Origin of the sequence: Streptomyces prasinopilosus, from assembly GCF_001419695.1 — a bacterium.
GTDB lineage: Bacteria > Actinomycetota > Actinomycetes > Streptomycetales > Streptomycetaceae > Streptomyces > Streptomyces prasinopilosus.
The window spans coordinates 1-10465 of the sequence record NZ_LIRG01000165.1 but is presented as its reverse complement, the minus strand read 5'-3'; the positions used below and the strand labels follow the sequence as shown (position 1 = coordinate 10465).

The window sequence follows — 10465 nt, the reverse complement described above, 5'->3', positions numbered from 1 at the left end:
GGCCGGGGGCGGGGCCGCCAAGACGCTGGCGAAGGGGGCCGTGCCGGCCGAGTACCAGAAGCTCGTGGCGACCTGGGGCAACCTCTGCCCGGCCATCAACCCGGCGCTGCTCGCCGCGCAGTTGTACCAGGAGAGCGGGTTCAACCCGAAGGCGCAGAGCCACGCGGCGGCGCAGGGCATCGCCCAGTTCATCCCCGGCACCTGGGCCACCCACGGGGTCGACGGGGACGGGGACGGGGACCGGGACGTGTGGGACCCGAAGGACGCGATCCCGTCGGCGGCGACGTACGACTGCGCCCTCGCGGGCTACGTGAAGGACGTTCCGGGGAATCCGACCGAAAACATGCTGGCCTCCTACAACGCGGGGGCGTACGCGGTCATCAAGTACAGCGGTGTGCCGCCGTACAAGGAGACGCAGAACTACGTGCAGCGCATCCTCTCGCTGGAGAAGAGCTTCGCCGCCCCGGTCGGCCGGGTCGACCCGTCCGAGCAGGCGGCCGGAGCCATCGCCTACGCCCAGAAGAAGCTCGGCACGCTCTACCTCTGGGGCGGCAACGGCACCGCCGACCAGGGAGGACGCTTCGACTGCTCGGGGCTGACGAAGGCCGCGTACGAGAGTGTGGGAATCACGCTGCCGCGGGTGGCGAACGACCAGTACAACGCGGGACCGCATCCCGCGCGGGAGGAACTGCTCCCCGGCGATCTGGTCTTCTTCTCGGACGACCTCACCAATTCGCGGGCGATCCGGCATGTGGGCATTTATGTCGGCGGCGGGTACATGATCAATGCGCCGCGTCCCGGTGCGGTCATCCGATTCGACCCGATCGACACACCTGACTACTTTGGTGCCACCCGCGTCACCGAAGATGGCGCGAAAGCACTCCCCACCACGGTCTGACGGCCGCTGAACCGGCCCCCTGAGCTGCGACGACGAATCTCTCTTCGATAACGTCTGCGTGATCATTCAGTGGAGTTGGAACGTACGGGCAGGAGCCGTGCGTTCCTGTTGTCGTAGCCCGAACAGTCAGCGGATCTACACACCACGGGGGTGGCGGAATGGCGTATCGCACTGTGCGCCGAGAGAGATGACGAAGGGGCCTCAGCACCAATGGCTGGACTCGCCGATTCCGGGTCGAACCCCGACGTCGACCTGTTGTACGACATCAACGGCCTGGCGAAGGCCGCGCCACCGTGGTTCGACCATGTCATGGAGTTCGTGGGCGAGTTCGGCCTGCTGTTCGCCCTGCTGGGAATGCTGCTGTGGTGCTGGTGGGGCGTCAGGAAGCGGGGCGGCGAGGACGCTGCCCCGACCGTGGCGGCCCTGGTGTGGGCCCCGCTCGCGGCGGGCGTCGCCGTCCTGATCAACGTGCCGATCCGCGGGTTCGTGGAACGGCGCAGACCCTTCTACGACCACGAGGGCCTCGAGGTCCTGGTCGACGGCAAGACCGACTACTCGTTCGTCAGCGACCACGCGACGCTCTGCATGGCGCTGGCGGTGGGCCTGTTCCTGGCCAACCGGCGGCTCGGGATGATCGGCCTGTTCTTCGGAGTGCTGGGCGGGTTCATCCGGGTCTACATGGGCGTGCACTACCCGACGGACGTCGTGGGCGGACTCGCGCTCGGCACCTCGGTCGCCCTGCTCCTGTCGCCGCCCGCCATGGCGCTGCTGACCCCGCTGATGCGGTCGATCGAACAGTCGCGCCGAGGGGCGTGGCTGATCAAAGGGCGACAGGCCGACCCACGGGTGACGCCCGGAGAGGCGCGGTCGTCACGGACGGACGGGCGGGACCTGGCGGCGTAGGCCGCGGGTACGCCTCTTCCCGCGCCGCGTGCGGAGCGCGGGAGGCGCGGACCGATCGGTGGGGTGATCTCCGGGTGCGTACCCGGGGAGGGTCACCCCATCGCGTGTTTCCGGCCCTCGGTGCGGGCGAGGCTCCTGGCTCTTCGCGCGGGGCCGCGCCAGCCGCAACTGCAGCGGGCGAAGCAGAAGGGCCCCAGTTCGGCGGTGGTGATCAGGTGCTCCGGGGAATGCCCCGGGGGGTGCTCCTTGGTGCTCTGCTGTTCCACCCGACCACGGTACCGCCCGGCCGGGGCCGCGTGACACGCCCCGTACCGAGGTCCGTGGTGAGGTTTCCCGGCGCGGCCCGCACCGGGCCCGCGAGGAGGCCGGTGACGGGTCCGTGACGGGGCTCCCCACCGGTCGTTGACCCTGGGGAAGGGTGTCCCGTGGCGGACGGAGCGGGGGTGGGCGGACCATGGCCGGACGGCGACCGAGGCGTACGCGGATCGGTGACGCGGTCGTCGCGCTCGGGGTGACCGGCGGACTGGCCCTCGGAGGTGTCTCGGGGTGCGGCCGCAGCGGGACCGCCGGCGGCGACGGGGACGGCGGCACGGCCGCCGGGGAGGTGGCGGCCGCCGTGCGGGAGGCCGCGGACGCACTGGTGGACTCGGGCAGCTCCAGGGCGCGCACGTCCATGGAGCTGGCCACCGGCGGCACCCGCGTGACCATCCGCGGGGAGGGCGTCTACGACTACCGCAAGCGGATCGGCCGGCTGAAGGTGCTGCTGCCGCAGGACCCGTCCGGGGCGTCGGCGCACCGGTCCGTCACCGAGCTGCTCGCACCGGGCGCGCTGTTCATGAAGAACCGGGGCGCCGGAGTGCCCGCCGACAAGTGGGTGCGGGTGGACACCGGCACCCTGTCCGACGGGAACCTGGTCACCGGGGGCGCCACCGACCCGTTCACCGCCGCCGAGCTGCTGCGCGGGGCGCGGTCCGCGACCTTCGTGGGCCGGACGGAGCTGGCCGGCGCCGAGGTGCGGCACTACCGGGGCACGGCGGACCTGCGCGAGGCCGCCCGCGTCGCCTCCGACGGGGACAAGGGGTCGCTGGGCGCGGCGGCCAGGGGGTTCGCCACCGCCGAGGTCCCCTTCGACGTCTACCTGGACGACGAGGGGCGCATCCGCAAGGTGCGCCACCGGTTCAGCTTCGTGAACGGGGAGCGGGAACAGCCGGTCGCGGTCGCCTCCACCACCCTGCTCTACGACTTCGGCGCCCCGGTCGACGTACGCCTCCCGGAGGCCGGCGACATCTACGCCGGACCGGACCGCGAGGGAACGACCGGTCGGAGCGCGGGGGAATGACGAGCCGGGCCACGAAGGGGTGACGGGCCGGCCGCGAAGGAGGGGCGGGCCGGGCCGCGATGACCGGCGGGCGGGGAGAGGCCTCGCGGCCTCGAAACCGCGAGGCCGGATTCGCGCCGGGCCTGTCCGGAGCCGGGCCCTCCGAAGGCCACTGCTCCGTCACATCCGTCGCATCCGACGTATCCGACGCATCCGTCGTATGAGTCGTATTCGTCCACACGGTGGCGCAAGCGTGCCCGCGCATCGGGCGAAGACTGCCCCTGCGTCCCTGGAGCCACGGGGGCCGGGCCGGGTAGAACGAGAGGTTCCGTCATCTGAGGAGTGAATGAATTGGCATCAGCCATGGACAAGGAGACTGAGCGCAAAGCGGGTCACCGCCCCGCCGCCCCACACCGTTCCGAAACCGCTCCGAGAGCCGACCGGGGGCTCCTCGGCCTGCAGGGCGCCGCCGGGAACGCCGCGGTCGTCCAGATGCTCCGGCAGAGCGGCCACGCGTGGGCCCGGGACCGTCACGAGCACGGCCCCGGCTGCCACCACGGGACCGAGCAGCCCGCGGTGCAGCGCTCCACCGCTCACGACGTCCTGCGGAACCCGGGGCAGCCGATGGACGGCGCGCTCCGCGGCGAGATGGAAGCGCGTCTCGGAGCCGATTTCTCCAACGTCCGCATCCACGCGGACAGCGCGGCGAAGAGGTCCGCGGCCGAGCTCGGCGCCCGCGCCTACACCTCGGGCAGCCACGTGGTCCTCGGCGAGGGCGGCGGTGACAAGCACACGCTCGCCCATGAGCTCACGCACGTCATCCAGCAGCGCCAGGGGCCGGTCGCCGGAGCGGACAACGGTGACGGGCTGCGGGTGAGCGACCCCTCCGACCGTTTCGAGCGCGAGGCCGAGGCCAACGCCCAGCGGGTGATGGCCGGGTCGGCCCCCACCAGGACGGTGAGCGGGGAGGGGGCGGACGGCGCCGCGGCCGCCGGGCCCGAACCGGAGGTCTCGCGAGCCGTCCAGCGGGCCTACACGGGCAATCACCAGGTGGCGTACGGCGGCCTGACCTACGGCGTCGGCACGTACATGAAGGCGGAGCTGCACCCCGGATCCCTGGGAAGGGGGAGCAGCCCGAGCGTCAAACCCTCCTGGTGGCCCGCGGCGAACAGCGGGCCCACGGGCGCCTGGTTCGCGCGGAACATGGTGCAGGGCCATCTCCTGAACGAGAACCTGGGAGGCCCCGGCAACACCCTGACGAACCTGACGCCGCTCACCAAGACCGGCAACTCCAACCACCTCCACTACGCCGAGGCGAACGTGAAGAACGAGATCAAGAACGGCTCCGTGGTGGAGTACGAGGTCGTGGCCCACTTCGACGGGGTGACCGGGGCGGAACTGGGAGCGACCGGCGCGGTGGCGGCCGACATCGACCAGAACTACGCGTACGCCATCCCCTCGCACCTGGAGTGCAACGTGCAGGTGTACGACTCGACGGGGAAGAACCTCTACGGGGAGAGCTGGTACGTACGGAACACCAAGTGACGCCCCGCGGCCACCGGCGGACGGCGGCAACGGTTCCGAGTGACGTTCTCCCGGTGCGACGGCCACGCCGGCGGTCCCGCACGCGGGCACGCGCACTCCGGCTCCCTGCAACCCGCGCCCCGGCGCCGGGAGCGCGGGGAGGCCGCCGGGGCCGGAGGGGTTCCGGCGGCGGACGGACCGGACCGGACTACCTAGTCCTTACGTGCCATGCGCGGGGCCCATGGGGCTGCCTACGCTAGGGAGCCTCTGGCCGTATGACCGTATGGACGAGGTGACGTGCGTGGCTCCGCTCGGCGGTGGGTTGGTTCAGGACCATGTGGCCCTCGCCGAGATCGAGCTGTGCGGGGAGCTGATCATCGCCGCCTCCGCCGCCCAGGGACCGCTCAGCCTGGAGAGCATCGACAGGGTGCTGCGGGTGGCCGAGGTGCGGACGGAGCCGGTGGCCGGGGCGTGGGTGCGTCGCCCCCACCGGTCCGGGGCGTAGCGACCGGCTGGTGCGGGGCCCCGGCGGCCGGGTGCGGGGCCGGCGGGTCAGGTGCGGAGCATGCGGGCGATGGCCTGGGTGGCTTCCTTCACCTTGGCGTCGATCTCGTCGCCCCCCTTGAGGGCCGCGTCCGCCACGCAGTGGCGCAGGTGCTCCTCCAGCAGCTGCAGGGCGAAGGACTGCAGAGCCTTGGTGGAGGCGGACACCTGCGTGAGTATGTCGATGCAGTAGACGTCCTCGTCGACCATCCGCTGCAGGCCCCGGATCTGGCCCTCGATGCGGCGCAGGCGCTTGAGGTGCTCTTGCTTCTCGTGGTGGTAGCCGTGGACGCCCCGGTCGTGGTCGGTCACGACACCGGGGGCGGAGCCCGCTCCGGGACCCGGTGCGGAGGCGGGGCCGGAGGCGAGCGACACGCCGGGGGAACCGTCCGTCGGATCGGTCACATTCCGGGCGGTGGTGACGCTTTTCGTTCCCGTGGTGGCCGTTGTCCGCGTCACGTCCGGCCCGTCCGGGGAGGGGGGCACGTCCGCGCCGGTCTCGGTGGTCGTCATCGCGTCCTCCTGGTGCAATGGCGGGCGACATATACCCCTGGTGGGTATATGATACCGAACTTTGCCGGGTAGGGGGACTGTGGCCGGTGCCGTCGGCACCGGGCGTGGCACAGCCGGGGCCGCCCCCGTGTCCGCCGCGCTGCCCGATGGGTGACACTGGTGGGCGGCCCGTAGTCGTGGCTGGACGGTGCGCCTAGCATCAGCCACACCGAACCCGATGCACCCCGAGGACCCCACGTGCGCTTTCGTCTGACCCCCAGGGAGACGAGCTTCTACGACATGTTCGCCGCCTCCGCGGACAACATCGTCACGGGCTCGAAACTCCTCATGGAACTGCTCGGGGCGGACACCCCTGCCCGCGGCGAGATCGCCGAGCGTATGCGGGCCGCGGAACACGCGGGTGACGACGCCACCCATGCGATCTTCCACCAGCTGAACTCCTCGTTCATCACGCCCTTCGACCGCGAGGACATCTACTCCCTCGCGTCGTCCCTCGACGACATCATGGACTTCATGGAGGAGGCCGTCGACCTGGTCGTCCTCTACAAGGTCGAGGAACTCCCCAAGGGCGTCGACCAGCAGATCGAGGTCCTGGTGCGGGCCGCCGAGCTCACCGCCGAGGCCATGCCGAACCTGCGCACCATGGACAACCTCACCGAGTACTGGATCGAGGTCAACCGCCTGGAGAACCAGGCCGACCAGATCCACCGCAAGCTCCTGGCCCACCTCTTCAGCGGCAAGTACGACGCCATCGAGGTGCTCAAGCTGAAGCAGATCGTGGACGTACTCGAGGAGGCGGCCGACGCCTTCGAGCATGTGGCGAACACGGTGGAGACCATCGCCGTCAAGGAGTCCTGAGCCCCTTCATGGACACCTTCGCACTGATCGTGACCATCGGGGTCGCGCTCTTCTTCACGTACACGAACGGCTTCCACGACTCGGCGAACGCCATCGCCACCTCGGTGTCGACCCGCGCGCTCACCCCGCGGGTGGCGCTCGCGATGGCGGCCGTCATGAACCTGGCCGGCGCGTTCCTCGGGTCCGGGGTCGCCAAGACCGTCAGCGAGGGGCTGATCCAGACCCCCGAGGGCTCGACGGGCATGGGGATCCTGTTCGCCGCGCTGGTCGGCGCGATCACCTGGAACCTCGTCACCTGGTACTACGGCCTCCCGTCCTCCTCCTCGCACGCCCTGTTCGGCGGCATGGTCGGAGCGGCGCTGGCCGGCGGGACGACGGTGTACTGGGACGGGGTGCTCTCGAAGATCGTCATCCCGATGTTCGTGTCGCCGATCGTGGGCCTCGTCGCGGGCTACCTGGTCATGACCGCGATCCTGTGGATGTTCCGGAAGTCGAACCCGCACAAGGCCAAGCGGGGCTTCCGCATCGCGCAGACGGTGTCGGCGGCCGGCATGGCGCTCGGCCACGGCCTCCAGGACGCGCAGAAGACCATGGGCATCGTGGTGATGGCCCTGGTCATCGCGGACGTCGAGGAGTACGGCGACGCCATCCCGGTCTGGGTGAAGATCGCCTGTGCGCTGATGCTGTCGGCGGGCACCTACGCCGGCGGCTGGCGCATCATGCGGACGCTCGGGCGGAAGATCATCGAGCTGGACCCGCCACAGGGCTTCGCGGCCGAGGCCACCGGCGCGACGATCATGTTCGGGTCCGCGTTCGTGTTCCACGCGCCGATCTCGACGACGCACGTGATCACCTCGGCGATCATGGGCGTCGGCGCGACGAAGCGGGTGAACGCGGTGCGCTGGGGCGTCGCCAAGAACATCATCCTGGGCTGGTTCATCACGATGCCCGCGGCAGCTTTGGTGGCGGCCGCCTCGTACGGGCTCGTGTACCTGGCCTTCCTGTAGCCGCTCCGGCACGCGTCCGGCGCCGGCATCCGGAACCCGGCGCACCCGGCGCCTCGCGTCCGATGCCCGTACGGGCGAACGAACGGGCCCGCCCCCGGTAGTGGGGGGCGGGCCCGTCCGGGTCCTCGCGGTGGCACCGCCATGCAGCACCGCGAGGGGTTCGGGTCAGCCGAAGCGGCCGGAGATGTAGTCCTCGGTGGCCTGGACCGACGGGTTGGCGAAGATGCGCTCCGTGTCGTCGATCTCGATCAGCCTGCCCGGCTGGCCGACGGCCGCCAGGTTGAAGAACGCCGTGCGGTCCGAGACGCGCGCGGCCTGCTGCATGTTGTGCGTCACGATGACGATCGTGAACTGCTCCTTGAGCTCACCGATCAGGTCCTCGATGGCGAGGGTGGAGATCGGGTCCAGGGCGGAGCAGGGCTCGTCCATCAGGAGCACCTTCGGCTCGACCGCGATCGCGCGGGCGATGCACAGCCGCTGCTGCTGGCCGCCGGAGAGGCCCGAGCCGGGCTTGTTCAGGCGGTCCTTGACCTCGTTCCAGAGGTTGGCGCCCTTGAGGGACTTCTCGACGACGTCGTCCAGCTCGGACTTCTTGTACTTGCCGTTCAGGCGCAGACCGGCCGCCACGTTGTCGTACACCGACATGGTGGGGAACGGGTTGGGGCGCTGGAAGACCATGCCGATCTCGCGGCGCACGGAGACCGGGTCGATGCCGGCGCCGTAGAGGTCCTCGTCGTCGAGCATGACCTTGCCCTCGACGCGGCCGCCGGGCGTGACCTCGTGCATGCGGTTGAGCGTGCGCAGGAAGGTCGACTTGCCGCAGCCGGACGGGCCGATGAAGGCCGTCACGGAGCGGGGCTCGACGGTCATGGAGATGTCCTCGATGGCGAGGAAGGAACCGTAGTAGGCGTTGAGGCCGCTGATGTCGATGCGCTTGGCCATGGGGATCACTGCTTCTTTCGGGGGTCGCTGACTGTTCGTCCTTCGGCCGCGTCAGCGACCTGTCTTCGGGGCCTTCCAGCGGGCGATGCCGCGGGCCGCGAGGTTGAGGACCATGATGAACGCGATGAGCGTCAGGGCCGCCGCCCAGGCACGGTCGTAGGCCGGCTCGGAGCCGTTGTTGTACTGCAGGTAGATGTACATCGGCAGCGAGGCCTGGGGGCCGTCGAAGGGGTTGGCGTTGATGGTGGCCGTGCCCCAGACCAGCAGCAGCACGGGAGCGGTCTCGCCGGTGATGCGGGCGATGGCCAGCATGACGCCGTTGACGATGCCGCCGATGGACGTCGGCAGGACGACCTTCAGGATGGTGCGCCACTTGGGGATGCCGAGCGCGAGGGAGGCCTCGCGCAGCTCGTTCGGGACGAGCTTGAGCATCTCCTCCGTGGAGCGGACGACGATCGGGATCATGAGGATGCTCAGGGCGAGCGAGCCGGCGAAGCCGGAGTAGCCCATGTCCAGCATGATGATCCACAGGCTGAGGATGAACAGGCCCGCGACGATGGACGGGATGCCCGTCATGACGTCGACGAAGAAGGTGACGGCCTGGGCGAGCCTGCCCCGCCCGTACTCGACCAGGTAGATCGCGGTCAGGATGCCGAGCGGGACCGAGATCAGGGCGGCGATGCCGACCTGCTCCAGGGTGCCGAGCAGGGCGTGGTAGATGCCGCCGCCCGGTTCGGCGTCGGCGACGACGCCCATGGAGTGGGTGAGGAAGTAGCCGTCGAGGACCTTCACGCCCTGCTTGACCGTCTCCCAGATGAGGGAGGCCAGCGGGATGACGGCCAGCAGGAAGGCGACCCAGACCAGGCTGGTCGCGGTGCGGTCCTTCGCCTGGCGCTTGCCCTCGACCGCCGAGGCGACGGCGTAGGAGCCGAGGATGAACAGGACCGCGGCGATCAGCGCCCACTGGATGTCGCTGTGCAGGCCGGCCAGGCCGCTGATGCCGAAGCCCAGGGCGGTGGAGGCGGCCGCGGCGGCCCAGGGGAACCACTTGGGGAGCCGGGCGCCGCGCAGGGAGTTCGCGGACGTGGGGGTGAGGGTTGCGTGGCTCATGCGTTGGCCCCCGAGTACTCCTTGCGGCGGGCGATGATCAGACGGGCGCTGCCGTTGACCAGCAGGGTGATCACGAAGAGCACCAGGCCGGACGCGATCAGCGCGTCCCGGCCCAGCGGGTTGGCCTCGTTGAACTTGCTGGCGATGTTCTGCGCGAACGTGCCGCCGCCCGGGTCGAGCAGGCTGGCGTTGATGTCGAAGACCGGCGAGAGCACCATGGCCACGGCCATCGTCTCGCCGAGCGCGCGGCCGAGGCCCAGCATCGAGGCGGAGATCACGCCGGAGCGGCCGAAGGGGATCACCGCCATGCGGATGACCTCCCAGCGGGTGGCGCCCAGGGCGAGCGCGGCCTCCTGGTGCATCTGCGGCGCCTGCCGGAAGACCTCACGGCTGACGCTGGTGATGATCGGCAGGATCATCAGGGCGAGCAGGATGCCGACGGTGAACAGCGAGCGCGCGACGCCGCCGTTCCACGCGAAGATGCCGGTCCAGCCGAGGTAGTCGTTCAGCCATCCGTAGAGGCCGTCCAGGTGCGGCATCAGGACGAGGGCGCCCCACAGGCCGTAGACGATGGACGGCACGGCGGCGAGCAGGTCGATCACGTAGCCGATGGGGCCGCTGAGCCTGCGCGGGGCGTAGTGCGTGATGAACAGCGCGATGCCCACCGAGACCGGAACCGCGATGATCATGGCGATGACCGAGGACACGACGGTGCCGTAGACCAGCACCGCGATGCCGAACTCCGGCGGGTTGCCGGTGGGGCTCCAGTCGAACGAGGTGAAGAAGTTGGCCTCGTTCTCGCTGAGCGCGATCACCGTGCGGTAGGTGAGGAAGGCCGCGATCGCGGCC

The 10465-nt window shown here is 70.3% G+C and carries 12 protein-coding genes; 7 read left to right on the top strand and 5 right to left on the bottom strand.

Annotated elements, in window-relative coordinates:
- Together AOK18_RS08230 and AOK18_RS08225 are read left to right on the top strand one after the other, a co-directional pair.
- Positions 1-898: C40 family peptidase (locus tag AOK18_RS08230; protein WP_055693891.1), on the top strand; the 898-nt coding region annotated here is incomplete at its 5' end.
- A 210-nt stretch (positions 899-1108) separates the two neighbouring features.
- Positions 1109-1801, top strand: a complete 693-nt coding sequence (locus tag AOK18_RS08225) for a phosphatase PAP2 family protein (RefSeq protein WP_055570478.1) — start codon at positions 1109-1111, stop codon at positions 1799-1801.
- Between the two features lie 92 nt (positions 1802-1893).
- On the opposite strand, the gene AOK18_RS33255 is transcribed toward AOK18_RS08225, so the two are convergent.
- Positions 1894-2067 (bottom strand): hypothetical protein, encoded by a 174-nt coding sequence (locus AOK18_RS33255; protein ID WP_167738661.1) that lies wholly within the window; start codon positions 2065-2067, stop codon positions 1894-1896.
- Between the two features lie 188 nt (positions 2068-2255).
- Between AOK18_RS33255 and AOK18_RS08220 the strand changes: the two genes are divergently transcribed.
- The 3 genes from AOK18_RS08220 to AOK18_RS08210 all read left to right on the top strand — a co-directional run bounded on the left by AOK18_RS08220 (position 2256) and on the right by AOK18_RS08210 (position 5148).
- Positions 2256-3140 carry an SCO4651 family lipoprotein gene (locus AOK18_RS08220; RefSeq protein WP_055693889.1) on the top strand — a complete coding sequence of 295 codons (885 nt, stop codon included), beginning with the start codon at positions 2256-2258 and terminating at the stop codon, positions 3138-3140.
- A 342-nt stretch (positions 3141-3482) separates the two neighbouring features.
- Positions 3483-4664, top strand: a complete 1182-nt coding sequence (locus AOK18_RS35310; protein ID WP_079104904.1) for an eCIS core domain-containing protein — start codon at positions 3483-3485, stop codon at positions 4662-4664.
- 271 nt (positions 4665-4935) lie between these two features.
- Positions 4936-5148 carry a hypothetical protein gene (locus AOK18_RS08210; protein ID WP_175400188.1) on the top strand — a complete coding sequence of 71 codons (213 nt, stop codon included), beginning with the start codon at positions 4936-4938 and terminating at the stop codon, positions 5146-5148.
- Between the two features lie 47 nt (positions 5149-5195).
- On the opposite strand, the gene AOK18_RS35125 is transcribed toward AOK18_RS08210, so the two are convergent.
- Positions 5196-5561 (bottom strand): metal-sensitive transcriptional regulator, encoded by a 366-nt coding sequence (locus tag AOK18_RS35125; RefSeq protein WP_055693890.1) that lies wholly within the window; start codon positions 5559-5561, stop codon positions 5196-5198.
- Positions 5562-5936: 375 nt separating this feature from the next.
- On the opposite strand from AOK18_RS35125, the gene AOK18_RS08200 reads away from it, so the two are divergent.
- Together AOK18_RS08200 and AOK18_RS08195 are read left to right on the top strand one after the other, a co-directional pair.
- Positions 5937-6557, top strand: a complete 621-nt coding sequence (locus tag AOK18_RS08200) for a DUF47 domain-containing protein (RefSeq protein ID WP_055570475.1) — start codon at positions 5937-5939, stop codon at positions 6555-6557.
- Positions 6558-6565: 8 nt separating this feature from the next.
- Positions 6566-7564, top strand: a complete 999-nt coding sequence (locus AOK18_RS08195) for an inorganic phosphate transporter (protein WP_055570474.1) — start codon at positions 6566-6568, stop codon at positions 7562-7564.
- A gap of 165 nt (positions 7565-7729) precedes the next feature.
- Here AOK18_RS08195 and pstB read toward each other — a convergent pair whose 3' ends face one another.
- The 3 genes from pstB to pstC all read right to left on the bottom strand — a co-directional run.
- Complete coding sequence (gene pstB, locus AOK18_RS08190; RefSeq protein ID WP_055570479.1) at positions 7730-8506, bottom strand: phosphate ABC transporter ATP-binding protein PstB; 777 nt, start codon at positions 8504-8506, stop codon at positions 7730-7732.
- A gap of 51 nt (positions 8507-8557) precedes the next feature.
- Positions 8558-9616, bottom strand: a complete 1059-nt coding sequence (pstA, locus tag AOK18_RS08185) for a phosphate ABC transporter permease PstA (protein WP_055570473.1) — start codon at positions 9614-9616, stop codon at positions 8558-8560.
- Positions 9613-10465: phosphate ABC transporter permease subunit PstC (gene pstC, locus AOK18_RS08180; RefSeq protein WP_055570472.1), on the bottom strand; the 853-nt coding region annotated here is incomplete at its 5' end. The genes pstC and pstA, both read right to left, overlap by 4 nt.

Coding starts and splice junctions, on each gene's coding strand:
- AOK18_RS35310 (WP_079104904.1), top strand. CDS start 3,483: ATGGACAAGGAGACTGAGCGCAAAGCGGGTCACCGCCCCGCCGCCCCA.
- AOK18_RS08225 (WP_055570478.1), top strand. CDS start 1,109: ATGGCTGGACTCGCCGATTCCGGGTCGAACCCCGACGTCGACCTGTTG.
- AOK18_RS08220 (WP_055693889.1), top strand. CDS start 2,256: ATGGCCGGACGGCGACCGAGGCGTACGCGGATCGGTGACGCGGTCGTC.
- pstB (WP_055570479.1), bottom strand. CDS start 8,506: ATGGCCAAGCGCATCGACATCAGCGGCCTCAACGCCTACTACGGTTCC.
- AOK18_RS08195 (WP_055570474.1), top strand. CDS start 6,566: ATGGACACCTTCGCACTGATCGTGACCATCGGGGTCGCGCTCTTCTTC.
- pstA (WP_055570473.1), bottom strand. CDS start 9,616: ATGAGCCACGCAACCCTCACCCCCACGTCCGCGAACTCCCTGCGCGGC.